The organism is Anaeromassilibacillus sp. D41t1_190614_C2, from assembly GCF_015558525.1.
Classification (GTDB): Bacteria; Bacillota; Clostridia; order Oscillospirales; family Acutalibacteraceae; genus Anaeromassilibacillus; species Anaeromassilibacillus stercoravium.
Map to the genome: position 1 here is coordinate 46,050 of NZ_JADMOD010000009.1, position 25,919 is coordinate 71,968.

The following is a 25,919-nucleotide window of genomic DNA, read 5'->3' on the forward strand; positions in this document are numbered from 1 at the left end:
AATATTCGGGAAAATTCTTTACAAAGGCGAGATTGTCGTGTATAATTTTTAATATATTAACATGGGGGAGAAGGCGGCTTTCTGTTTTGCTTTCTCCCAGATGACGGTTAAAGCTTTTTGCCGGATGGAAAAATCGAAAGGATGCTCTTTATGGAGAAGACGAATTTTTGCAAATGGCAGATCAAAACCGTCCCATGCATCACTATTCAAGGGAGTAAAACTGTATGAAAAAAGGCAAGAAAATCACCATATTGGGAACAGGAAACGTGGGAGCTACTATCGCCTATACGTTGGCTATTGACGGCATGGCTTCTGAGATTTTGCTGATCGATATCAACGACAAAAAGGCCAAGGGCGAAGCTATGGATATCTTCCAGGGAACGCCTTTCTGCGCACCGGTAAATATTCATGCGGGCGACTATGAAGAAGCAGTAGATTCCGATGTGGTTATTGTCACCGTTGGTTTGGCGCGGAAGCCCGGCCAAACCCGTATTGATCTGGCGCAAGCGAATGTGAACATCATCAAGTCTGTTATGCCGCAGATTACCCGCTATGCTCCGGATGCGATTTATGTAGTGGTTAGCAACCCGGTGGACATTATCACGTATGCTATCCTGAAAAACACCAACCTGTCTGAAAACCAGGTGTTTGGTTCCGGAACCATGTTGGATTCGGCACGTCTCCGTTCCCGCCTTGCAGAGCATGTGGGCCTTAATTCCAAGAATATTCATGCTTATGTGTTTGGCGAGCACGGTGATACTTCTATGATCCCGTGGTCCCTGACCACAATCGCAGGCATGGAAATGAGCAAATATTGTACATATATTTGTGATCAGAACAACCGCTGCGGGAAAACCGAACTGAAGGAAATTGAAGAGGATGTCCGCACAGCAGGCGCTCAGGTCATTGCTTTGAAGGGCGCTACATTCTATGCAATTGCCCTTTCGGTTCGCCGCATTTGCGAGTGCATCCTGCGGGATACGGATTCGGTGATGACGGTTTCCGCTATGATTCACAACCAGTATGGCATTAACGATGTATGCCTGAGCCTTCCGTTTGTGGTGGGGGCGCAGGGAATTCGCCGTGCTGTCGTTCCTCCGCTGACCAAAGATGAGGAAGATCTGCTGCACAAGAGTGCTGATGCATTGAAGCAAGTTATTTCTCAATTGGAAATATAATGATTGGAAAGGATTGGAAAACAATGGATTACGCTGCTGAATCTCTCAAAAAGCATAAGGAATGGAAAGGTAAGATTGAGGTGATCTGCCGTGCTCCCCTGGAAACGCGTGACGATCTCTCCTTGGCTTATACCCCGGGCGTTGCCCAGCCTTGCCTGGAAATTCAGAAAGATGTTAACATGAGCTATGAGCTGACCCGCCGTTCGAACCTGGTAGCGGTGGTCACCGATGGTACTGCTGTTTTGGGCTTGGGCGACATTGGCCCGGAAGCCGGCATGCCGGTTATGGAAGGTAAATGCGCGCTGTTCAAGGCCTTTGGCGATGTGGATGCCATTCCGCTGTGCGTCCGCTCCAAGGAAGTTGACGATATTGTCAATACAGTCCGCCTGCTGGCTGGCAGTTTTGGCGGTATTAACCTGGAGGATATTTCTGCACCTCGCTGCTTTGAGATTGAGCGGAGACTTAAGGAATGCTGCGACATTCCGATTTTCCACGATGACCAGCATGGCACAGCTGTAGTCACACTGGCCGCTATGCTCAACGCTTTGAAGCTGACTGGCAAAAAGATTGATGAAATCCGCGTGGTTACCAGTGGAGCGGGTGCTGCGGGTATCGCAATTATCCGCCTGCTCATTGCAATGGGCCTGAAGGACGTTGTCCTCTGTGACCGCCACGGCGCTATCTATCAGGGCCGCGAGAATCTGAATCCTGAAAAAGAAGAGATGGCTGCCATTACCAACAAAGAGTGCCGCAAAGGGACTTTGGCGGAAGTCCTCAAAGGCGCCGATGTGTTTATCGGTGTATCCGCTCCTGGCTGCGTGACCCCGGAGATGGTCAAGTCTATGGCGCCCAACCCCATCCTGTTCCCGATGGCCAACCCGGTGCCCGAAATTATGCCCGATTTGGCAAAAGAGGCTGGCGCTGCTGTGGTGGGTACTGGACGCAGCGACTTCCCGAACCAGATCAACAACGTCTTGGCTTTCCCGGGCATTTTCCGTGGCGCTTTGGACGTACGTGCGAGCGACATTAACGATGAGATGAAGATTGCGGCAGCGAAAGCAATCGCGTCTTTTGTAACCGACGACAAGCTGTCCCCGGATTACATCATCCCCAGCGCGCTGGATCGGAATGTTGGCAAAGCAGTTGCAAAAGCAGTCGCAGAAGCGGCTCGTGCATCCGGCGTAGCCCGTATTTAATGGCATTAGAAAAAGATTGTTTTATCCATAAAAATGCGCTTACAGGTATTGAACCTGTAAGCGCGTTTTTTCTTAATTAGGCCCTTCGGCTTGCATTGGAACGTGCAGTTTCTATACGGGTTAAGGTCCCATGGATAGGCATCAAGCTGGAAAGGGGCGGATATAAATAGGGAAGGAGAAATTACAGGGATAGGGAGGGGATTGAGGGAGAAAGAGAGCTTAGAGGGACCGATATGCAAGTGCCTTTGTCCGATAAGCTTGTGGGGGTGAGTGTTTGCGTTTTTTCATCTATAGCCGCAAATCCGTCTATACAGGCAAAGGGGAAAGCGTCGAAAACCAAATTGAAATGTGCAAACAATATATTAGATCTAAATTTCCAGATGTGGTTGAAGATGCCATAACAATCTATGAGGATGAGGGCTTTTCCGCGAAAGATACCATTCGGCCGCAATTCCAACGCATGTTGCAGGATATTCGGGAAAGGAAACCCGATTATATCGTTTGTTACCGGCTCGACCGGATTAGCCGTAGTGTCAGCGATTTCTCTGCGCTTATAGAGGAACTAAACGATCGAAATATTTCCTTTATCTGCATCAAGGAGGAATTTGATACATCAAAGCCAATGGGGAAAGCAATGATGTATATTGCCTCTGTGTTTGCACAGTTGGAGCGTGAGACCATTGCAGAGCGTGTGCGGGATAATATGTGCATGTTGGCCCGCACAGGGCGCTGGTTGGGAGGGACGCCTCCAACAGGCTACCGCTCTGAAAAACAGCAGGAGATGCTTGTAGATGGGAAGATCAAGATCTCTTGTAGGTTGAAAGAATCTCCTGACGAGTTGCAGGTTGTGGGAACGATCTTTGAAAAGTATTTGGAGTTACATAGTCTAACCGGCGTGAGCAAATACTTGATCCGGCAAGGAATCCAATCCCGCAACGGGACGTGGTATTCCCTCCTCGGAATCAAAGAAATCTTGCACAATCCTGTCTATTGCATTGCGGATAAAGAGGCTTTCAGCTACTTTACCGCACAACATGCAAATGTCTGTTTTGAAGAAAAAGACTGTAAGGGCAGATATGGGTTGCTTGCCTATAACAAGCGCGATTACAAAAAGAAACATGCGCCACGCCAATCTATGGATCAATGGATCGTCGCGATAGGGCGGCATAGAGGGAAAATTCCAGGGAAAAAGTGGGTCGCGGTCCAGGGCATCCTACAGGACAGCATTCCAACTGGGAAAAAGCCCGCAAACATACATAATGAATCTTCTCTGCTGTCTGGGAGGATTATTTGCGGCAAGTGTGGCAGCCGGATGTTTGCCAAAAGGCGCTCCCACCCAGGGACGGCCGGCGGTGAATTCGATTATATATGCGGCAATAAGTTGCGCGGTGGCGTCTGCTTGTGCGATTGTCAAAACATCAGCGGCTCACAGGCAGATGCTATGGTATTTGCATATCTGGTGAATCTCGCGGAGGAAAGCCCAGGAATTTATAAGTTGCTGGAAGCTCTGAAAAGGGACTTACAAAAGCAAACACGGGAGGACCCTCCAGCTTGTATTGAAACAAAGCTCCACAGGTGTGACGATGCAATTAGCCATCTGGTACATACGCTTTCACAAGATGGTGTTGGCGCCGCATTCATACAGCATGTCAACAACCGGATAGAGGCTTTGGAGCAAGAACGGTCCAGCTTATTGCAGGAACGCGAGCAGCTACAAATGAAGCGCAACTCCATCACGGGCTTACATTTAGAGATCGAACGATTGGCAGGCAGCCTGTCCGACCTGAAAGGTCTGTTGCGTTCGCTGTCTGTGCAGGAAAAACGCAGCTTGATTCATTTGCTAGTGCAGAGGATTGTGTGGGACGGCAAAAACTTGCATGTGTTTTTAGACCTTGCATCCAATGGGACAGAATCCCTATAAAACACATTCCATACGTTGTTTAGCGAAAGTTTGCCGTTTGTCTGGCGGTGCATTTCCTACTATTATTGCAATCATCTCCATGTTCTTTATTGGCACAGCCGGAATAGGTGGTTCTGTGCTTTCCACCCTGCTCCTGATGGGTGTGATTGTATTGGGAATCGGGATGACCTTTTTGGTTTCACGCTTGCTATCTGCGACTATTCTGAAAGGCATCCCTTCCTCGTTTACATTGGAACTCCCGCCGTACCGCCGGCCGCAAACCGGGAAGGTGATTGTCCGCTCGATTTTCGACCGGACCTTGTTTGTCTTAGGCAGGGCGGCGGTAGTAGCAGCCCCCGCCGGGTTGCTGATCTGGTTACTGGCAAACATTCCATATGGCAATGCAAGTTTGTTGGCGTATTGTGCCGCCTTCCTAGATCCCTTTGCACAGCTTCTGGGACTGGATGGGGTGATCCTGTTCGCATTTATTCTTGGGTTCCCAGCTAATGAAATTGTTGTACCCATTATTATTATGACATACATGGCGACAGGGAGCCTCATAGATATCAGTGACCTCACGCAATTGCACGCGCTTTTGGTCGACAATGGATGGACGTGGTTAACCGCAGTGTGCACCATTTTGTTCTCGCTGATGCACTGGCCCTGTTCTACGACCTGTATGACCATTGGAAAGGAGACAAAAAGCCTAAAATGGACGGCCATTTCCTTTGCCGTCCCAGCAGGTATTGGGATGTTGATTTGTTTCTTAGTAGCGACAACTGCGCGCATGCTTGGCTTGGCATAATAGAAAAATTAGGAAAGAAAGCCTTTGCCCATTCCCCAATAGAAGCAGGAAATGGCAAAGGCTTCCTTTTATAAATAGCCGTCACAGGAAAGACCGTCTGAAAGTGAAGATGCAGATCACATGGAGCCGGGCCAGAACCTCCCCAAAAGCATACTTCTGCCAAACCGGAATTATTTATGGTATTTCCCATGGTTTAAAATCTGGAAAGCGCGATAAATCTGTTCGCAGAGCATCACACGCGCCAACTGATGCGGGAAGGTCATGGGCGACATAGATAAGCGCAAATTGGCCGCACATTTTACAGAATCGCTCAACCCAAACGAACTTCCAATGACAAAACAGAGCTTACTGGCTCCGTTTACAGCCATGGAATCGATTTTAAGGGAGAGCGCTTCCGAAGAAAGGGCCTTCCCTTCAATACAAAGCGCGATAAGCGGGGCGTTTCCCACAGCGGCTAAAATTTTTTCCCCTTCGGTTTGAAGGGCTGCTGTGACCTGCGCAGGGGAGGGCGTCTCTGGAAGGCGGCTTTCTGGCAACTCGATAATGGAAAAACGACAAAAAGCGGAAAGCCTTTTTGCATACTCTGCACAAGCCTCCCGCCAATAGGATTCTTTCAATTTTCCGATACAAAGCAGTTGAATATTGAGCATAGATCCCTCAAAAAAGAATGGTTTTCCCCGTGCTGTTTTCACGTGGCGCTACATAGAGCGTATAATCCGTTCCTTCTTTCATCCCACAGAGGGAGAGGGAACAGACGGATGTCTGATAAGCAAGTTCCGGCGTATTATTTTCTGCGCTTAAATGTGCCAAAACAAAACGGGTTGTCCCGCGTTCAGCAAGGCTATACAACTCATCAGCGCAGGCAAGGTTGCTCAAATGTCCGGTTCGCGACAAAATCCGCCGTTTCAGAGGATAGGGATAAGGTCCATTTTGCAGCATGCCAATATCGTGGTTCGACTCAATGGCAACCAAATCGGCTCCACATAACGCTGCCCGCACGGTATCCGTCATATAGCCCAGATCCGTCGAGACGGCCGCGCTGCGTCCATCTGCGGTAAATACCCGGTATCCAACGCTTTCTGCGCTGTCGTGCGGCGTACGGAAGGGCTGGATCAACATACCGGCGCACATAACGCCGTCCGGAGAAATTTCCTCAACAGGGAAATCCCCCTCCAGACATCCCATCTGCAACAGGGCCGAAAGTGTTCCAGCAGAAGCGTATACAGGAATATGAAAACGGGATGCAAATACACGCAATCCTTTGATATGATCGGAATGCTCATGGGTGATAAAGATGGCCTGGACGGCCTTGGGTTCCAGCCCGCAGGTATCCAACATTTGTACCATCTGCTTTGCAGAACGTCCTGCATCGATCAAAATCCCCGCGTGAGAAGACCCTATGTAATACGAATTTCCGCTGCTTCCGCTAAAAAGCGGACAAAATCTCGCCAAGGGTTGCACCCCACCTTTTTCAACACAAAATGGACGGCCCGCGTTTGCGGACCGCCTTCCAGGTTCTGTTTAAATCGCCCGTGCGATCACTGGTTCTGCTATATGCACCCGATTGATATCCGCACCGAGATTGCGGAATTTTTCCTCAATATTTTCATAACCACGCTCGATGTGCTGGATATCCTCTACTTCAGAAGTCCCCTGGGCACACAATGCAGCAATGATCATGGCAGCGCCTGCGCGGAGATCGGTCGCTTTTACCGGTGCGGCGGAAAGATGGTCAACCCCTTCGATCACTGCCAAACGTCCATCAACGGAAATTTGCGCGCCCATCCGCTTGAGTTCTTCAATATAACGGAAGCGGTTATCCCAAACGCTTTCGTTGATGATGCTGGTCCCATTGGCAATTGAGAGCAAAACCGCGATTTGTGGCTGCATATCGGTAGGGAAGCCTGGGTGTGGCATGGTCTTAATATTGCATTTATTGAGCGGGCCTTCCCGGCGCACGCGGATAGAATCGTCATATTCGGTCACCTCGACGCCCATCTCTTCCAACTTCGCCGTGATGGATTCCAGATGCTTGGGGATGACGTTTTTAATTAAGACATCCCCACTCGTTGCAGCTGCGGCAACCATATACGTTCCCGCCTCGATTTGGTCGGGAATGATGGAATAGGTGGTCCCATTCAAATGCTCTACGCCATAGATTTTGATAACATCCGTACCTGCGCCTCGGATGTCCGCGCCCATCGAATTCAAAAAGTTGGCTAAATCAACAATGTGCGGCTCTTTGGCGGCGTTTTCGATCACTGTCATGCCCTTCGCGCGCACCGCCGCCAAAATGATATTGACGGTCGCGCCCACGGAGACCACGTCGAGATAAATGTGGCTGCCCTTCAGATGTTCTGCACGGACGTCCACCATACCGCCGTCGAGTTTATAGGACGCGCCCAAAGCAGCAAAACCTTTGAGGTGCTGGTCAATCGGGCGGACACCGAAATCGCACCCACCAGGCATGGTTACGACCGCGTGAGAAAAGCGTCCCAAAAGGGCACCAAGCAGATAATACGATCCACGGATGTGCTTGGCGAGCTCATAAGACGCTACGCAGGTGTGAATTTTACGGGGGTCGATTTCAAGGGTAGACTTATCAATTGTACGGACTTGTGCGCCCATATCATATAGAATGCGGGTGATCGAACTCACATCCGTGATGTTCGGGATATTTTCAATTCGGCATACTCCATCCGAAAGAATTGCAGCAGGAATAATTGCAATAGCGGCATTTTTTGCACCGCTGATCGTTACCTCTCCGGTAAGCCGATTGCCACCAGTAATAACAAATTTATCCAATGCGGCACGCTCCAATCTCATAGTCGACATACGTCTATTGACGGCATAGGAAGATGGATCCCATTTGCCGCCTTTCCCAGCGCTATATAAAAGAAAAGCATCACTAGCTTTTACAGAAATAGCAGAATTAATGCTGAGGAAGGCTGTTAATATTTATAAATTTTTAAAGTAAAATTCTTCTATTATCACAAAGCAAAAGGGGCAAGAACAGCACCTTTACTTCTAAAGATCATAATACACCTAGCGATAAAAGTCAAGGGAAGGCAGGGATTCTGGCAAAGTTTGTGATTGTAAATAAAAAATGGAGAAAGAGCGGATTTTCGTTGTATCAAAAAATTGAAGGCATCCAGAGGTTAACATAATTTATTTGGCTGAATTCATTTTGAGAGCCTTCCAGAGCTAAAAAAATGGCGTTCCTCCGACTTTTTTCAGAGGAACGCCATCTCTTTTTTTAATTTACATAATTGAATGGGTTCACACGTGATCCATTTTTGTAGACTTCAAAGTGGCAATGTGGACCTGTGGAATTCCCCGTACTTCCCACAAGAGCAATCGCCTGCCCTTTCGCGACCTTCTGCCCCGGAGAAACGAGTAACTTGCTGCAATGCCCATATAGGGTTTGCAAACCATTGCCATGGTTAATTTGAACCCGCAGTCCATAGCTCCCGGAGTATCCAGCCGCTGTGACCGTTCCGCCATCCGCGGCAACAATGGTTTTTCCATACGCGCTGCTGCCGGAAATATCGATCCCACTGTGGAAGCTGCCCCAGCGGTACTCAAACCCTGTGGTAATCGTATGCAGGGAGGGTACCGGCCACATCATGCTGCCTGTGCTGACGCCCGCTTCCGCAGTCTTGGGCCGTTTCTTTGTGCCAGTGACGACCACTTGATCCACCGGTTCTTCGAGCACCGTTGTGCTCAGGTTCTCACGTTTAACTTCAACGCCGTTGAGATAAGTGACTTGGTCCACACAGTGTTGCCGGCCGTTGACGCCTGCAGTGATGACCTTGGAATAATCCGTATATTGGCTGTCGTCCTTCTGTGTGATGGTTTTATAAGGAATGTCGACGTCATATTCCTGATTTTTCATAATATTAACGCTGAGCTTCGGGACAGCCATTTCAATATTCAGAAGGTCGCCTTCGTGAAGAACATCTATGTCGCTGAACTGATTGATGCTGGCCAGTTCCGTCAAGGTCAAATTGTGATCCTGCGCAATCGAGGTGGCGGTATCGCCCGCTTTTACAGTGTAAAGGACAGCGTCCTTTTCCGTACCGGTCAAAAGGCTCTCCATCTCTTCTGTGGTCATAATGCTGTTGGTGGGGAATAAGCCACTGACGGTTTCCACATTCTGCGCAAAGGCGGCCTCTGCGTCCGTATCGCCCTCTTTTGCGGCATTCAGAATGTTTTGCAGAATATACCGAAGGTCCGCGCTGCTTTTTACAGCCCCTATCAACTCGCCGTCAACATAAAGGCCACTTGCCTCTTCAATGATTCCATCAGATTGCTTAATAATCAGATCACAGACCGCGCTGGCTGCAGAATAGCGATTTTCGTCTACAACAGACAGCTTAAACGAAGGAGTGATCTCCACTTGGGTATCTTCACCCTCCACATCGTGAATCATGCGCTGGTTTACCATTTCGGTAGCCTGCTCAAAAATGTTTTCATCTTGGATGGTGGCGATTTCCTGGCCATCATAGGTCAGAACCAACCCGTAGTTCAGACTATTCCAATATTGAATGGTGAAAATCAGCAGTACCAGGGCGCCAAGCGGGGCAGCGATGTTTAAGATGCCGCAGACGAATTTTTTATGCCGGACAAAGCTTTTCCCGGTAACCTTGACGGATTCCTTTAAAGCCTGCCCAACGCTTTGCTGTTTGGCGTCGCGCAAGCGTTTTCCCGCAATTGTAAATCCTTCGCGAATCGAATGGAGTTCCTTGCGCAAACGGGCAAACTGCCGCCCTAAGGTTTTTGCATAGACTCGTTTTATCAAATTGGTCGCTGGGAGGAAAAAACGATGCGTCCGGCGGCGCAAGCGCTTCAAAATACGAACGGATTGTATGCCAACAATATAAAGAAAAGCGTAACACGAGGCCTCGAAAGACTGTATATGTTGTTTTGTCAACCCATGATTTTTCTCCACGCGCTGCTCTGCGGACCCTTTCCCAGTAAATCGATAGGGGAATCGCATAGCCATTTCCTTTCGTGTTCATAAATTAGTTACAAGTTTGTAATGTGATTGCGTTTATCATACACGAAAAGTTACAAATTTGCAACCCTTTTCTCGAATTATCCCAAAGGTGTCAAAAAACTTTCAAATTTTTGCAAAGAATGCTTGACAACTTGTTTTTTGATATGCTATACTAGCCAAGCAGTCAAAAACACCGCAAGGATAAACGCGAGAGTGGCGGAATTGGCAGACGCGCTAGATTCAGGTTCTAGTGAGCGCTTAGCTCATGGGGGTTCAAGTCCCCCCCCTCGCACCACAAAAAGGTCTGAATGCAATAAGCATTTAGACCTTCTTCTTTTATAAAAGAGTTCAACACAGATTGTTTTGTTGCGGTCTTGGTATAGATGATCAAGAGGTTTACGAATGGAGTGGTACCATTTGTAAACCTTTTTTGTTTGTGTAGTGAATCGTATGCACATAATTGATGTTTTTATCTAAAAATAGTGCAAATAGTAAAACAAAAAAGAGCAATATTCTATAAAATCTATTTGTGGGAATTATTTTGCGTTAGAATACAATCTATAAGATCCTTCAAGTGTGGAAAGGGGAGTATTATGATTGTTGCGCACAAGAGCGCAGATGGACGTTTACAACCCCTGGAAGAGCATCTGCGCAATGTAGCAGAATACGCAAAACGATTTTCAGAGGTATTTGAAGCGGGAGAATATGCCTATGTCCTTGGCTTGGCCCACGACATTGGAAAATATTCTGCGGAATTTCAGGACTATCTTTTAAACGAGGGAACCGGCGGGGATCATTCCACGGCGGGCGCGAAGGAATTGTTTCGATTACGGATGTTACCGGCGTCGCTATGTGCGGCCGGGCATCATGCGGGACTTCCCGACGGGGGCGGGCCAGGAGATCCGGCAGGGCTCCCCACCTGGCAGGGGCGTCTGAAAAAGCAAGTGCATCCTTATGCAGCGTATCGGCGTGAAATCACTTTGGAGGCGGTATCCCGGCCACCGGAGGCCAATGGGTTCCGAATTGCTTTTTTCACACGCATGCTGTTTTCTGCCCTGGTGGACGCCGACTTTTTGGATACGGAAGCCTTTATGCAGTCTGGCGCTGTGCAGCGAGGCGGATATGCATCGATTTTGTCACTGTTTGATGCCCTAAAGCAATACATAGACCCTTGGCTGCATCCACAGGGGGACGTCAACCCCATCAACCGGAAACGCACGGAGATTTTGAAATGTTGCTTAGAGGCGGGCAAAGGGAAGCGTGGACTGAAAAGCCTGACGGTTCCGACAGGGGGTGGAAAGACGATCGCGTCCTTGGCGTTTGCGCTCCAGCATGCCGTCCAGCATGGGTTGAGCCGTGTGATCTATGTTATCCCCTATACCAGCATCATCGAACAGACCGCTAAGGTCTTTCGCGCAATCGTGGGAGCGGAAAATGTGTTGGAATATCATGCCAATGTCAGCTTTGACCAACAGGGGGACGACGACCGAAAGACAGAGAAACTGCGTCTCTCCGCGGAAAACTGGGATGCTCCGATCATTGTTACCACCAGCGTACAATTTTTTGAATCGCTCTACGCGAACCGGACCTCTCGATGCCGCAAGCTTCACAATATTGCCAATAGTGTCGTCATTTTTGACGAAGCCCAGATGTTGCCTGTGGACTATTTGACGCCCTGTGTGCGGGCCATTTGGGAATTGGTGGAGATGTATGGCATAACGGCGGTGTTGTGCACTGCAACGCAGCCGTCTTTGGGAAAACTGTTTCCGAAGACGGCGAAAATAGAGGAACTTTGTCCCAATACGCAGGAGATGTTCCACTTTTTCCGCCGCACCCAATTGAAACATATCGGAACGCTAACCATAGAAAAATTGGCCGGACAGATGGCTATGCAAACACAGGTTTTGGCCATTGTGAACACGCGTAAACAGGCGGCGGAGCTCTACCAAGCGTTGCCCGCCGGGGGACGGTTTCACCTTTCCACCCTGATGACGCCGTTGATGCGCCGGTGGACGCTCCGCAACATCCGCAGGAGACTGCGGCAAGGGCTTGTGTGCCGTGTTGTTGCCACTTCGCTGATTGAGGCGGGCGTCGACGTGGATTTCCCAACCGTGTTTCGGGCAGAGGCTGGCCTGGATTCCATCATCCAGGCGGCCGGAAGATGCAATCGGGAAGGGAAACGTCCGGTGGATGAGAGCGCGGTCTATATCTTTCGGACCGAAGAACGGATCCCGCCCCGGATGCAGCAAAATGTCAGTATATTTAAAAATGAGATTCAACTAAGCTTTTCCGATGTAGCTTCTTTAGAAGCGATACAGGCTTATTTTGACGCACTTCACAACTTAAAAGGGGATCTGCTCGACCGAAAAAAGATTGTGGACGCCTTTGAGCGGGGGAGAAACGGATGTATGTTGCCATTTGCACAGGTTGCAAAGGAGTTTCGCCTGATTGAAGAGAATACAAAATCTGTCTTTATCCCGTTGGGGCAAAGGGCCAAAAGACTGGCGCAGCGCTTGCAGCAAGGGGAGTGCTCCCGGAGTTTGCTGCGCAAAGCGGGCCGCTATATGGTGAATGTATATGACCAGCACTTTCAGGAGCTTTATCGGGCAAACGATCTCGTTGTGGTTGCGGACGGCCTTGCGGTTTTAACAAATCTTCGACTGTATGACACAAAGGGTACCGGCCTCTCCTTAGAGGCGGATGCGGGAAAAGCCCTGTTTGTGTAGCGTTAAAAGCCATTTTCGCAGGGAGAGAGGTGAGGCATTATTCAGAGAGAAAAGGATGTTTATTTTGGAGAAAGGAGTGAAAGAGATGGCAATTCAAATGGAGGTCTGGGGAAAGTACGCTTGCTTTTCCAGACCCGAAATGAAGGTGGAACGGGTTTCCTATGACGTCATGACTCCGTCGGCGGCACGCGGCATTTTGGAAGCCGTTTATTGGCATCCGGGATTGCGATGGCATATTGACCGCATTCATGTGATCAATCCAATTCAGTTTACCAATATCCGGCGCAACGAAGTAAAATCGAAAATTTCTGCACAGAATGTCCGTTCTGTGATGCTGGGAGGGAACAAACCGCTCTATATCAATACGGCGGAGGATATCCAACAGCGGGCTGCAACCGTATTGCGGGACGTACATTATGTGATCGAGGCCCATTTTACCATGACCGAACGCGCCAGCGCAGGGGATAACCCCGGGAAATTCCAGGATATTGTCAAACGGCGCTTGAGCGCAGGGCAGTGCTATCATCAACCCTATTTTGGTTGTAGGGAGTTCCCAGTCCATTTTCGTCTCTATGAAGAGGGGAGCTGTGTAAGCTATTATCAAAACGAGCCAAAGCATGATCTGGGGTATATGCTGTACGACATGGATTACAGCGATCCGCAGGACATCCAACCCATGTTTTTCCGGGCAGAGCTTCGTTACGGAGTCCTGGATCTGACGGATTGCGAGGTGGTTCGATGATCCTACAGGCGTTATATGAATACTATACCGCGATGGCTGCCCAGGGGAAGATGGCACGGCATGGATGGAACCCAGTCAAGGTCTCTTTTGCCCTGCTCATTGATGAGCAGGGGACGCTTTTGGATGTCCTCCGGTTGAAGGAGAAGGAACTGAGGGGAAAGAAGGAAGTGGAGGTTCCCAGGGTTATGCAGCTGCCCAAGCCGGTAATCCGTCCGGGAAATCAGTATAAGGCAAATTTTCTTTATGATTCACCTAGTTACCTTTTAGGAATCGATGCAAAAGGAAACGACGAACGCGCCCAAAAATGTTTTCAGGCGAGCGTGGAACTGCATTGCAGAATGTTGCAATCGCTCAACCATCCGGCGGCCCGTGCGGTGTGCGCCTACTTTGAAAACTGGAAGCCGGAAACAGCGCGGGAACACCCCGCATTGCAGCCTTATCTGGAAGAAATCTTTGCAGGTGGCAACCTTATTTTTCGGTATCAGGGAAAATTTGTCCATGAAGAACCGGAAATCGCCGGGGTTTGGGACGCTGCTCAAGAGGAAGAAGACAGCCAAGAAAAAGGGCGCTGCCTCGTCACAGGCGAAGAGGTTCCCATCGCACGACTGCATCCAGCCATCAAAGGGGTGAAGGGCGCCCAGTCCAGCGGGGCCTCGCTTGTCTCCTTCAATGCAGCGGCCTTTGAATCTTACGGAAAAACCCAGAGCTACAACGCACCGGTGGGCGAACCGGCAGCCTTTGCGTATACCACCGCACTGAATGCACTGTTGGCAGACCGCGAACATGTACAGCAGATCGGTGATGCGACGGTCGTCTATTGGTCCCAAAACGCGGAGCCGGTCTATCAGGACTTTTTCCAGAGCTTTGTGCTTATGGACGCCGACGACTCCCAAAAGCGCAAATTCTCCGATAACGACTTAAAACGGGCGATGGCATTGCTGGCAAAGGGCCAGTCCTATTCCCTGGAAGGCGTAGAGATCGATCCGGACATGCCCTTTTATATCTTGGGATTGTCCCCGAACGCTGCGAGGGTATCGGTGCGCTTTTTCTACCGCAACCGTTTTGGCGATTTTTTGCAGAATGTAGAGAGCCATTACCGCCGGTTGGAAATCGTGAGGCCCTTGAAAGATCAGAGGGAACAGATATCCCCCTATGGCCTTCTGTATGAGACGATCAATAAAAAAGCAAAGGATACAGCAAAAGCGATTTCGCCGTTGCTATCCGGCGCGTTGATGCGGGCCATTTTGAACGACACCCCGTATCCGGCGGCACTGCTGCAAAATGTGATGCTGCGGATCCGGGCGGAGTGCAATATCACCCGTGGACAGGCGGCCATCATCAAAGCAGTGCTCATTAAAAACAACGACAAAGCGTTTCAACCGAAACCGGGAGAAGCGATGGATAAGGAGGAATCTTGGGTGAAACTGAACGAACAGTCCGATTATCTACCCTATGTCCTTGGACGGGTATTCTCTGTATTAGAAAACATTCAGAAAACGGCGAATCCAAACTTGAATACGACCATCAAGGACCGGTATTTTACGTCTGCCTGCGCAACGCCGGGCATTGCGTTTCCCATTTTGCTTCGCTTGGAGCAAAGCCATATGAAAGTCATCCTGCGTGACCGGCGCGGGCTGGCTATCGCATTAGAAAAGCAGCTGATCGATCTGATGGGGAAAATCCAGGAGACATTCCCAGCGCACTTGGACCTGAATGAACAGGGAGCGTTTATGCTTGGCTATTACCATCAAACGCAAAGGCGGTACGAGAACAAGGCAGAATCGATAGGGGAGGAATAAGTCATGTCAGAAGTCATCAAGAACCGGTATGAGTTTGTCATTTTGTTTGATGTGGAAAATGGGAATCCCAATGGCGATCCGGATGCAGGAAACATGCCTCGTGTCGATCCGGAAACGGGTTACGGGTTGGTTACGGACGTCTGTTTAAAACGGAAGATCCGAAATTATGTGGAAACCGTCCGGGAGAACGAAAAGGGCTACCGCATTTATATCAAGGATGGGGTTCCGCTCAATCGAAGCGATTTGGAAGCGTATGCGGATTTGGGCGTGGACGAAAAGACCATCAAAGATGCCAAGAAAAAAGACAGCACCTTGGACGAGCGTGTGCGGGATTTTATGTGCCAGAATTTTTATGATATCCGGACGTTTGGCGCCGTCATGACGACTTTCGTGAAGGCCGCTTTAAATTGCGGCCAAGTTCGCGGACCTGTGCAGCTGGGGTTTGCGCGCAGCGTGGAACCGGTCGTCCCGCAGGAAGTGACCATTACCCGCGTTGCGATTACAACGGAAGCAGACGCGGAGAAAAAGGGAACCGAGATGGGGCGCAAGCACATCATCCCCTATGGCCTCTACCGTGCGGAGGGATATGTGTCCGCCAATTTAGCCCGAAAGGTGACCGGCTTTTCGGAAGAGGATCTCGCCCTGCTTTGGGAGGCGATCATCAATATGTTTGAGCACGACCATTCTGCCAGCCGCGGGAAGATGGCGGTGCGGGAATTAATCGTCTTTAAACATGATTCCGAATTGGGAAATGCTCCCTCCTATAAATTGTTCGATACGGTTACCGTGACACGCAAGCAAAACGGAACCCAAGACGAGCATATCCCCGCCCGCTGTTACGCCGATTATGAGGTCCATATAGATGAAGCGGCGATCCCGGAACACGTGACTTGTATGAGAATGATATGAACACGTACGCGGAAGACGATTATTTACAGCTTTCTGGGATCCAACATTTTTGTTTTTGCCGCAGGCAATGGGCGTTGATTCATATTGAACAGCAATGGGCGGATAACCTGCGGACCGTGGAAGGGGAGATTTTGCACGAGCATGCCCATAATGACCGCTTTTCTGAAAAGAGAGGAGATCTTTTAGTGGTGCGTGGATTGGCAATCCATTCAGCCGCTCTCGGCGTGAGCGGAGTCTGCGATGTCGTCGAGTTTCATGCGTCCCCAGAAGGGGTTCCGTTGTTCCATCACAGAGGGACGTGGCTTCCTACACCGGTAGAATATAAGCGGGGGAGCACAAAACAGACAGATGCGGACCGCTTGCAGCTGTGCGGCCAAGGGATGTGTTTGGAAGAGATGCTGGCCTGTGATGTCCCCAAGGGATACCTCTTTTATGGAGAAACCCGCCGAAGGGAAGAGGTACTGTTTACGGAAGCCCTTCGAAATCAGGTGCGGGAAATGCTTCTCGAAATGCACAGCTATTATAGCCGCCGCTATACTCCAAAAGTTAAGACGTCGAAAAGCTGCAATGCATGCTCTCTGAAGGAACTTTGCTTGCCCAAGCTTTGTGGAAGGCGTTCCGCAAAAACCTACATAGAATCCAATTTACAGGGGGAAGAACCATGAGAAAACTGCTCAACACCCTGTTTGTGACTTCACCGGACACCTATTTGGCGCTCGACGGAGAAAATGTAGTGGTCTACCGGGAAGAGGAAACCGTATTGCGCGTTCCTTTGCATACACTAGAACAGATCTTATATTTCGGCTATAAGGGAGCAAGCCCTGCGTTGATGGGGGCATGTACTGATCGGGGAATCCGTTTGGCCTTTCTAACCCCCAATGGCCGCTTTTTAGCTGCGGCATGCGGAAAAGCTCAGGGAAATGTTTTATTGCGCATCCAACAGGTGCGCGCTTCGGACGACCCGGTCACGCGGACCCGTTATGCGAGAAACTTTGTTTTTGGAAAAGTGTTTAATAGCCGTTGGGTTTTAGAACGTACAACGCGTGACCACGCGATGCGCGTGGATGTTGCCGGTCTAAAACAAGTTTCGAAACAAATGAGTGATTTATTGCCCTTCATACGGGAATGCACCAGCGATGAACAACTGCGTGGATTCGAGGGGGCTGCGGCGGAACAATACTTCCGTGTATTCGATCAGTGCATCTTACAAAACAAAAAGGCCTTCTATTTTCATGGAAGGAACCGCCGCCCGCCGCTGGACAATGTCAATGCGCTGCTTTCGTTTGTATACACATTGTTGGCCAATGATTGCTGCGCTGCCTTGGAAGCGGTTGGATTGGACCCATACATTGGATTTTTGCACCGGGAGCGGCCCGGCAGAACCTCCTTGGCATTGGACTTAATGGAAGAACTGCGCAGCATTTTTGCAGATCGCTTTGTGCTGTCTCTGATTAACAATCGTGTGGTCACAGAAAAAGGGTTCTATCAACAGGAGACGGGAGCTGTTCGAATGGATGATGAAACGCGAAAAGCCGTACTCACTGGATGGCAGACAAAAAAGCAGGAACAGATTCAGCATCCATTTTTGCAGGAAAAAATTCCATGGGGATTAGTCCCCTATGTGCAGGCAATGCTGCTCAATCGTTGCTTGCGTGGAGATTTGGATGAATACCCACCGTTTTTGTGGAAATGAGGAGATGCTATGTTGGTCTTAATCACTTATGATGTCAATACAGAAACAGCGGCAGGCAGGAAACGGCTTCGAAAAGTCGCAAAACAGTGTGTGAACTACGGCCAACGGGTTCAAAATTCGGTTTTTGAATGTATTTTGGATGCCGCACAGTGCTTCCAAGTGAAGCACATCTTAGAGCAGATCATCGATCCAAAACAGGACAGTCTACGCTTTTATTACTTGGGAAACAATTATAAAACGAAAGTGGAACATATAGGAGCAAAACCCACGTATGAAGCGGAAGGTGTTCTTATGGTTTAGGAAAGTGCGAACCGGAAGCGCACAGACAAGTCCAAGGGGGTTCGCACGGAATTTGAGATGATTTTCTTATAGCAGAGGAGGAGATATTTCTATATAGAATGGATCGGTGTTAGATTATAGGATAGATTGTACAATTGATAGATGTACAAATGTGATATAATTGTTTGTATTTGCTGTCACCCTCCGTGTGGAGGGTGTGGATTGAAATGCTACGACACGCCCCGCGTCCAGTCGTCCCCCGACGTCACCCTCCGTGTGGAGGGTGTGGATTGAAATACGAAGTAACACAGGGGAAGTTCTTCTTCGTTGTAGTCACCCTCCGTGTGGAGGGTGTGGATTGAAATGATCATGCTGGAAGCCGAAGCATATTACAGGAACAGGTCACCCTCCGTGTGGAGGGTGTGGATTGAAATCACGGGGAGTCGGACAAGGCCGCCTATGAAGCGGCGTCACCCTCCGTGTGGAGGGTGTGGATTGAAATTTTTGCGCCCAACCCATTGATATTTAACGTAGGCGTCACCCTCCGTGTGGAGGGTGTGGATTGAAATTAAGATGCTTTGAGGCTGTGCATCGGGAAAGGCAGGTCACCCTCCGTGTGGAGGGTGTGGATTGAAATCATAGCGTATGCCAGAGCTTGATCCTCGGGCACATACCGTCACCCTCCGTGTGGAGGGTGTGGATTGAAATAAACAATATTTTAAAACGCTATAAGTTTTACCAATTGTCACCCTCCGTGTGGAGGGTGTGGATTGAAATACTATGGTCATCTTTTGTTAATGCGTAGTTAAATGTCACCCTCCGTGTGGAGGGTGTGGATTGAAATTTTTTGCAGCTCCAGCATTTTTCTCCACAAATCTGGTCACCCTCCGTGTGGAGGGTGTGGATTGAAATGTAATATTTTTCTCCTTGGTCCATGCCGCGCCGGTCACCCTCCGTGTGGAGGGTGTGGATTGAAATCACAATCTTCACCCAGTCGTCGTCCCGGATTTTTGTCACCCTCCGTGTGGAGGGTGTGGATTGAAATCTTAATCTTATACAGCTTGTCCAGCGCTTCATCGTCACCCTCCGTGTGGAGGGTGTGGATTGAAATAAACATTTGATTAAAACGAATTAATCCTCCACTCCCAGTCACCCTCCGTGTGGAGGGTGTGGATTGAAATATCAAGACCGAGGCCGGCGCCGGCGACAACCCGTGTCACCCTCCGTGTGGAGGGTGTGGATTGAAATCTCAACCTCGCCGAGTTCGGCGAGGAGCACAAGGGTCACCCTCCGTGTGGAGGGTGTGGATTGAAATGGCTACTCCAACAGCGGCAATAAGGGCATCGGCTGTCACCCTCCGTGTGGAGGGTGTGGATTGAAATCTCGGTGTAGGGCTCGCCGTCGTCGCCGCCGGCCGGTCACCCTCCGTGTGGAGGGTGTGGATTGAAATGTGAGCCGGATCCGGCACGACTACGTCAAGACCGTCACCCTCCGTGTGGAGGGTGTGGATTGAAATCGTCAGCGTGTCAAAAGGTGGGACGGGGAAAACAGTCACCCTCCGTGTGGAGGGTGTGGATTGAAATGTTTTGATCTCGCGTAATCCAAAAAGCATACAGCGGTCACCCTCCGTGTGGAGGGTGTGGATTGAAATTATTTTAATGGGAGGGACAAACAATGGCTGAATTGTCACCCTCCGTGTGGAGGGTGTGGATTGAAATTGGATAAAGCCCAATCTTCTCCAGTGTAACTCCAAGTCACCCTCCGTGTGGAGGGTGTGGATTGAAATAACAACAACGAATAATCACAGAGCCAAGCTTCGTAGGTCACCCTCCGTGTGGAGGGTGTGGATTGAAATCCATTGACCACAACTGTATAAACCGGAAACTGATAGTCACCCTCCGTGTGGAGGGTGTGGATTGAAATATATTTCTGCCTGTCAGCCTAATACGCCATACCCATGTCACCCTCCGTGTGGAGGGTGTGGATTGAAATCTTTTGGACTTTCTGCAAATCGCCGCCGGTTTCGTCACCCTCCGTGTGGAGGGTGTGGATTGAAATCGTAAACATTTCGTGCCTCCTTAAATAGCAATATGTCACCCTCCGTGTGGAGGGTGTGGATTGAAATATCTGCATGGAGTGTCCAACCATAGCGCTTTGCGGTCACCCTCCGTGTGGAGGGTGTGGATTGAAATGCTTGAAGACATATCAAATGAATTTGAAGAGATGAAGTCACCCTCCGTGTGGAGGGTGTGGATTGAAATAGCCATCCCGGAAGCCCCTGCAAGCCTATCCCCCCGTCACCCTCCGTGTGGAGGGTGTGGATTGAAATATTTAAAAGGTGGTGTATATGGAAAAAGTCACCTGTCACCCTCCGTGTGGAGGGTGTGGATTGAAATATCCGATTGGGGGTGATAAAAATTGATCTTTAGGTCACCCTCCGTGTGGAGGGTGTGGATTGAAATTCTCTGCGCTACGCCATATGTCTGATAACCAATGGTCACCCTCCGTGTGGAGGGTGTGGATTGAAATTTTTTGCTTGCGGTTTTGCTTCCCGTTTTGTTTGGGTCACCCTCCGTGTGGAGGGTGTGGATTGAAATCTGCTACCACTTCAAAGTGCTCCGTTCTTTCTACGGTCACTCTCCGTGTGGAGGGTGTGGGTTGAAATACCTGTCCGATGTTTACCCTGACAGATCCCTTGACCATTCTCTATACGGAAAGCGCGGCTGAAACACACTATGGACGAAGTTTATTGATAAGATTTTGCTGGGAGTGTCCGTGTATAAGTGTGATAGGTGAGAGGTTGACACATTCCTCCTTTTTGCGATAAGATTAAACCATATAAAGTAGTTTCCTAGTAAAGCAACGAAATCGCACAGGAGGTGGCAGTATGCGAACGATTAGCGGAGTGGCGGCCTCCAAAGGAATCGCAATCGGAAAGCTCTGCATCCGGCAGAATCCTGCAGAGATGAAAAACATGCCGCCTGCTGCCGATGCAAACATTGAGATTCAACGCTTGTATGCTGCGCGCACGGCAGCAGAGCGAAAGATCAACAAGCTCTATCGCCAAGCGCTACATAAATTTGGAGCCGAAGATTCGTTGATTTTTAAAAGTCATATTATGCTCTTGGAAGATCATGAATTTTTTGATCATATCCAAAGCCACATTCTTCACGATCATATGACAGCAGAGTCGGCCGTTTATATGACCGCCCAGCATTTTTATCAGTTTTTTTCTGAGATGGAAGACGAGTACATGCGGGCGCGTGACACGGATATTCGGGATGTCGCTAGGCATTTGCTGCGCTATTTAAATCCGGATTACGCAGAACAGTTGAATGGAATGCGGGAAAAGGGAATTGTAGCTGTGGAAGAGCTCTTACCAAGCGAGGCGGTTACATTTAATCGCAGAAAAGTGCTTGCTTTTTTATCGAAAAGCGGTTCCCGTTACTCGCATGCCGCAATCCTTTTGCGTAATGCAGGGATCCCCTATGTGGTTGGCTTGGAGGATTCCTATCAATCTTTGGTCCAGGCAGAGACCGTGGTTGTGGATGGTTTTACAGGCGACGTCGTTTTAAATCCAGATACTATGGCGCTGAGAGAATATGGCGAAAAGCAATATGAATACTTTTTGCATTTGCATGCGCTTCATGAATTGCGCGGCTGTCCCTCTGTGACGCGGGATGGCTATCGCATCGACATCCATGCCAATATTGGGCATGTGGAAGATGTGCAGCAGGTTTTGGACAATGACGCCGATGGAATCGGCCTACTGCGTACAGAGTTCCTTTATTTGGGGAACAATATGGATTGTTCCGAAGAGGGGCAGTTCCAAGCCTATAAAAAAGTTCTGGAAAAGATGCAGGGGAAGCGCGTGGTCATCCGGACACTCGATGTCAGCGAAGAGCCGGAGATCAGCCAGTGGCGCTATGGAGACCGCGTCAATCCTGCTATGGGGTTTCGGGCGATACGCTTCAGCTTGCGCCGGCCGGATTTGTTTTTGACACAGCTTCGGGCAATTTTGCGGGCGTCCGTCTATGGGAAAGCTGCGGTTCTATTTCCGGTTGTGACATCCGAAGAGGAGGTTATAAAGGCGAAAGCATTGTTGCAACAAGCACGTGCGTCGTTGGAAGCAGAAGGAGTTCCGGTGGCTGACAAGATTGAAATAGGGATTATGATCGAAACACCGGCCGCGGTTATTCTGAGCGACCGTCTTGCATCGATGGTGGATTTTTTTAGCATTGGAACGAACGATTTGACACAGTACATTCTCGCAACAGACCGAATGAATGATTCGATAGCTTCGTTGTATAATCCACGGCATCCAGCGGTACTTCGCATGATTGATATGACGGTGGCAAACGCCAAGAAACATGGAATCTGGACAAGCATCTGCGGTGAATCGGCGGCAGATGCGGAACTGTTACGATTTTACCTTGCGATGGGGGTGGAAGAGCTTTCTGTCGCTCCATCTGCGGTGTTGGAATTGCGCCGTATCGTGCGGCAAACAACGCTTGGAAAGCATAAAGATCGGATTATCCAAAAATATTGCAACGGATAGAAAACGATGGGTAGAAAGAGGACGTGGCTTTCATGTCCTTTTTCTATATAGCGTGCGATCATGCGCATCGAGAAAAAGATTCATTACATCCCTGAGTTGTGTTCGCAGAGATGGGTAGGGTGTGTCGTTCATAATAAACGGATAGAGAAAGAATGAGGGTTCAAACGATGGCAAAGACATTGGTATTGGCGGAAAAACCGTCTGTCGGAAGAGAGCTGGCGCGGGTGCTTGGATGCAGGCAGGGCGGCAATGGGTATCTGTCCGGTGGGCAATATATTGTGACATGGGCGTTGGGACATCTTGTGGAGCTGGCTGAACCGGAGGCGTATGGAGAACAGTACAAGACTTGGAGCATGGATACCCTGCCGATGTTGCCGGAAAAGATGGAATTGAAAGTCATTCCTGAAACGAGCAAGCAATATAGCGTTGTAAAAAAATTGTTGCATAGTCCGGAAGTTGGCTCCTTGGTTATTGCAACGGACGCCGGCCGGGAGGGAGAACTGGTCGCACGCTGGATCTTGGAAAAAGCAGGCTTCCATAAGCCAGTCAAACGCCTGTGGATCTCTTCCCAAACGGATCGCGCCATCCGCGAGGGGTTTGCAAACTTAAAGGATGGAAAGGCGTATTATAACCTGTATATGTCGGCCCAGTCCCGTGCAGAAGCGGATTGGCTGGTCGGGCTCAATGTCACCCGCGCGCTGACCTGCAAATTTAACGCACAGCTATCTGCGGGGCGTGTGCAGACGCCGACCTTGGCGTTGCTTGTTCAGCGGGAAGAGGAGATTCGCCGCTTTGTCCCGAAAGACTACTATACAGTTCGCGCTGACCTGGGAAACTTCTTTGTGACTTGGCACAATGGCAAGAATCAGACCGCAATTTCAGACAAGGAGAAGGCAGATGCCATCGCGGAGAAGATCCGAGAAAAGAAGTTTCGCATCACCGAAGTAAAAAAAACATTTGGTTCGACACCGCCACCGATGCTCTATGACCTGACAGAATTGCAGCGCGATGCAAATAAATTGTACCAATACTCCCCCAAGCAGACGTTAAACATCATGCAGCGTCTATATGAAACTCATAAGGCGCTTACGTATCCCCGCACGGATTCCCGGTATCTGACTGCAGATCTTGTACCGACGCTGCCGGAGCGCCTGCGTGCGGTGAACCACGGGGAGTTTGGCCCCATTGTAGGGGAGATCTTCCGTACCCGGAAGAGCATTTCCCATGCGTGCGTCAACAATGCGAAGGTGACCGATCATCATGCGATCATCCCCACGGAGGAGCAGGTCAATTTGCTCAGCTTGAACCAGGAAGAGAGAAGGATCTATACGCTGGTCGTCAAACGGTTCCTGACCTGTTTCTATCCGAGCTATGACTTTAAGAAAATCCGTGTGGAATTGACCGCTGAGGGCGAGTCGTTTTCTGCGGCCGGCCGTGAGATTATCGAGCTGGGGTGGAAAAAGGTCGAAAAAGGCATCGAAGAGGACGAAGAAGAAGCCGCAGAGCAGGTGCTTCCAAACCTGCGCCAAGGGGATTCCTTTGTGTGTAAAAACATCCAACTCAAAGCGCAGAAAACCGCTCCGCCTGCCCGCTATACAGAGGCGACGCTCCTTTCCGCTATGGAGAATCCTTCAAAGTTCATCGAGGATAAAAAGATGAAGGAATATATCGGCGGCGGCCTGGGAACGCCTGCTACCCGCGCGGACATCATTGAAAAGCTGTTCAGCTCCTTTTATGTAGAGAAGAGAGGGAATTCGCTGGTTCCAACGTCGAAAGGCATGCAACTGATCGGCCTTGTGCCGCCGGACCTGAAGGAACCTCTTCTCACAGCGCGCTGGGAACAGCGGTTGGAAGGGATCAGCCAGGGAAAAGAAAACCGGGGCGCTTTTATCAAAGAGATCAAGGGATATGCGACCGCTTTGGTCAAAACGGTTGCCAATAGCGAGGCGACCTATGTGCACGAAAACATGACCCAGAAGATATGCCCGGAGTGCGGAAAGCATCTGCTGATGGTCAACACCAAAAAAGGCAAAATGTTGGTATGCCAGGACCGGGAATGCGGCTATCGCCGCAATGTTGTGACGGAGACGCGGGTGCGCTGCCCCAATTGCCATAAGTTTATGGAACTCTTTGGCGAGGGGGACAATAAGACATTCGCATGCCGCTGCGGTTTCCGCTCCAAGGCGGATAAGTTTTTTGAAAGCCGGGAAAAGCGGTCCAGTGCATCGAAACGGGATGTACAACAGTATTTGAGAAATCAAAACCAGAAGAAAGATCCAGGCGTCAGTGCATTTGCAGCCGCGTGGGCGAAGAGCTTAGAAGCGGCGAAGAAAAAAGGATCAGAATGAGCATGTGGATTCGCACAAAAACATTCTGGAAATCCTTGTTATTTCATGTGTAATATTTTATAATAAGAATAGAGGGTACAACAAATTTTTGGAAGCTTCATTCTACATCACAGGGAGGGCGTTTCGATGAAACCGTTTGTGATTACAGTCGCGCGCGGATATGGAAGCGGTGGCAAGACAATCGGCAAAATGTTGGCGGAGGATCTGGGCGTCAAATATTACGATATGGAGTTGTTGCGGCTTGCATCCGACGAAAGTGGGATCAATGAGCACCTTTTTGCAGAGGTGGATGAGAAGCTCAAAACGCCGCGTCTGTTTAAGCCGCGTAAAAGTGCGTACACAGGCGAAGTGATTCCCCCAGATAGCGAAGATTTTGTTTCCGATCAGAATTTATTTAATTATCAGGCAAAGGTGATCCGCGATTTAGCGGAGAAAGAATCCTGTGTGATTATTGGGCGGTGCGCAGATTTTGTATTAAAAGACTACAAAAACGTTGTGCGCGTATACGTACACGCCCCGTTTGACTATTGCGTAGAAAAGACCATGATGGTTCATGGAAATATGGACGAAGAGGAGGCCAAACGGTATATCCGCAAAGTGGACAAACGCCGTGGGGATTACTATCTCTATTTTACTGGACGCGATTGGCATAATGCAGATAACTACGACCTTTGCCTCAACAGCAGCGACCTTGGCTGGGAAAAATGTGTGGCGCTAGTAAAGGCTTATATGGAGATTAAACTCGGCGATTAAAGGCGCCGTTCGTTGTAAAAAGCTCCCCTCGGAT

At 49.5% G+C, this 25,919-nt stretch carries 17 protein-coding genes, 1 tRNA gene, 1 pseudogene and 1 CRISPR repeat array; of the genes and pseudogenes, 15 read left to right on the forward strand and 4 right to left on the reverse strand.

Features of this window, described 5'->3' with window-relative positions:
- The first annotated feature begins 224 nt into the window (after positions 1 to 224).
- From I2G69_RS08450 to I2G69_RS08465, 4 genes and pseudogenes are all read left to right on the forward strand, one after another.
- Positions 225 to 1,178, forward strand: a complete 954-nt coding sequence (locus I2G69_RS08450) for an L-lactate dehydrogenase (protein ID WP_087229444.1) — start codon at positions 225 to 227, stop codon at positions 1,176 to 1,178.
- A 23-nt stretch (positions 1,179 to 1,201) separates the two neighbouring features.
- The gene (locus I2G69_RS08455) at positions 1,202 to 2,374 is read left to right on the forward strand and encodes an NAD(P)-dependent malic enzyme (RefSeq protein ID WP_087229603.1); all 1,173 of its coding nucleotides are present in this window, start codon (positions 1,202 to 1,204) and stop codon (positions 2,372 to 2,374) included.
- A gap of 274 nt (positions 2,375 to 2,648) precedes the next feature.
- The gene (locus I2G69_RS08460) at positions 2,649 to 4,295 is read left to right on the forward strand and encodes a recombinase family protein (RefSeq protein ID WP_087229441.1); all 1,647 of its coding nucleotides are present in this window, start codon (positions 2,649 to 2,651) and stop codon (positions 4,293 to 4,295) included.
- A gap of 46 nt (positions 4,296 to 4,341) precedes the next feature.
- Positions 4,342 to 5,079 (forward strand): annotated as a pseudogene (locus tag I2G69_RS08465) (nucleoside recognition domain-containing protein); the annotation flags it as partial.
- Positions 5,080 to 5,249: 170 nt separating this feature from the next.
- Here the strand turns inward: I2G69_RS08465 and rlmH are convergent.
- The 4 genes from rlmH to I2G69_RS08485 all read right to left on the reverse strand — a co-directional run bounded on the left by rlmH (position 5,250) and on the right by I2G69_RS08485 (position 9,832).
- Positions 5,250 to 5,729 (reverse strand): 23S rRNA (pseudouridine(1915)-N(3))-methyltransferase RlmH, encoded by a 480-nt coding sequence (rlmH, locus tag I2G69_RS08470; protein ID WP_087229436.1) that lies wholly within the window; start codon positions 5,727 to 5,729, stop codon positions 5,250 to 5,252.
- A gap of 7 nt (positions 5,730 to 5,736) precedes the next feature.
- Complete coding sequence (locus I2G69_RS08475) at positions 5,737 to 6,531, reverse strand: MBL fold metallo-hydrolase (RefSeq protein ID WP_087229433.1); 795 nt, start codon at positions 6,529 to 6,531, stop codon at positions 5,737 to 5,739.
- Between the two features lie 69 nt (positions 6,532 to 6,600).
- Complete coding sequence (locus I2G69_RS08480) at positions 6,601 to 7,884, reverse strand: UDP-N-acetylglucosamine 1-carboxyvinyltransferase (RefSeq protein WP_191396067.1); 1,284 nt, start codon at positions 7,882 to 7,884, stop codon at positions 6,601 to 6,603.
- Positions 7,885 to 8,335: 451 nt separating this feature from the next.
- Positions 8,336 to 9,832, reverse strand: coding sequence for a M23 family metallopeptidase (locus I2G69_RS08485; RefSeq protein ID WP_242969607.1), 1,497 nt, complete (start codon positions 9,830 to 9,832; stop codon positions 8,336 to 8,338).
- Between the two features lie 453 nt (positions 9,833 to 10,285).
- On the opposite strand from I2G69_RS08485, the gene I2G69_RS08490 reads away from it, so the two are divergent.
- The 11 genes from I2G69_RS08490 (at position 10,286) to I2G69_RS08540 (ending at position 25,885) form a co-directional block, all read left to right on the forward strand.
- Positions 10,286 to 10,373, forward strand: a tRNA-Leu gene (locus I2G69_RS08490).
- A gap of 298 nt (positions 10,374 to 10,671) precedes the next feature.
- Positions 10,672 to 12,804 (forward strand): CRISPR-associated helicase Cas3', encoded by a 2,133-nt coding sequence (cas3, locus tag I2G69_RS08495; protein ID WP_195560638.1) that lies wholly within the window; start codon positions 10,672 to 10,674, stop codon positions 12,802 to 12,804.
- Positions 12,805 to 12,889: 85 nt separating this feature from the next.
- Positions 12,890 to 13,546 carry a type I-C CRISPR-associated protein Cas5c gene (gene cas5c / locus I2G69_RS08500; RefSeq protein WP_195560639.1) on the forward strand — a complete coding sequence of 219 codons (657 nt, stop codon included), beginning with the start codon at positions 12,890 to 12,892 and terminating at the stop codon, positions 13,544 to 13,546.
- A complete protein-coding gene (gene cas8c / locus I2G69_RS08505; protein WP_195560640.1) occupies positions 13,543 to 15,345 on the forward strand; it encodes a type I-C CRISPR-associated protein Cas8c/Csd1 in 1,803 nt (600 codons plus the stop codon). Before cas5c ends, cas8c begins: the two co-directional genes overlap by 4 nt.
- Before the next feature lie 3 nt (positions 15,346 to 15,348).
- On the forward strand, positions 15,349 to 16,254 hold the full coding sequence (gene cas7c / locus I2G69_RS08510) for a type I-C CRISPR-associated protein Cas7/Csd2 (protein ID WP_191362585.1): 906 nt from the start codon (positions 15,349 to 15,351) through the stop codon (positions 16,252 to 16,254).
- Positions 16,251 to 16,919 carry a CRISPR-associated protein Cas4 gene (gene cas4, locus I2G69_RS08515; RefSeq protein ID WP_191448399.1) on the forward strand — a complete coding sequence of 223 codons (669 nt, stop codon included), beginning with the start codon at positions 16,251 to 16,253 and terminating at the stop codon, positions 16,917 to 16,919. The genes cas7c and cas4 overlap by 4 nt, the downstream gene beginning before the upstream one ends.
- Positions 16,916 to 17,947 (forward strand): type I-C CRISPR-associated endonuclease Cas1c, encoded by a 1,032-nt coding sequence (gene cas1c, locus I2G69_RS08520; protein WP_191448398.1) that lies wholly within the window; start codon positions 16,916 to 16,918, stop codon positions 17,945 to 17,947. Before cas4 ends, cas1c begins: the two co-directional genes overlap by 4 nt.
- Positions 17,948 to 17,956: 9 nt before the next feature.
- Positions 17,957 to 18,247: a CRISPR-associated endonuclease Cas2 gene (cas2, locus tag I2G69_RS08525; RefSeq protein WP_087229400.1), complete on the forward strand. Its 291-nt coding sequence runs from the start codon at positions 17,957 to 17,959 to the stop codon at positions 18,245 to 18,247.
- Positions 18,248 to 18,422: 175 nt separating this feature from the next.
- A CRISPR array of direct repeats spans positions 18,423 to 20,891; the repeat unit is 33 nt; unit sequence GTCACCCTCCGTGTGGAGGGTGTGGATTGAAAT.
- A gap of 222 nt (positions 20,892 to 21,113) precedes the next feature.
- Positions 21,114 to 22,784 (forward strand): phosphoenolpyruvate--protein phosphotransferase, encoded by a 1,671-nt coding sequence (gene ptsP / locus I2G69_RS08530; RefSeq protein ID WP_195560641.1) that lies wholly within the window; start codon positions 21,114 to 21,116, stop codon positions 22,782 to 22,784.
- 167 nt (positions 22,785 to 22,951) lie between these two features.
- On the forward strand, positions 22,952 to 25,132 hold the full coding sequence (locus I2G69_RS08535; protein WP_087229395.1) for a DNA topoisomerase III: 2,181 nt from the start codon (positions 22,952 to 22,954) through the stop codon (positions 25,130 to 25,132).
- A 126-nt stretch (positions 25,133 to 25,258) separates the two neighbouring features.
- Positions 25,259 to 25,885 carry a cytidylate kinase-like family protein gene (locus tag I2G69_RS08540; protein WP_087229392.1) on the forward strand — a complete coding sequence of 209 codons (627 nt, stop codon included), beginning with the start codon at positions 25,259 to 25,261 and terminating at the stop codon, positions 25,883 to 25,885.
- Positions 25,886 to 25,919 lie beyond the last annotated feature (34 nt).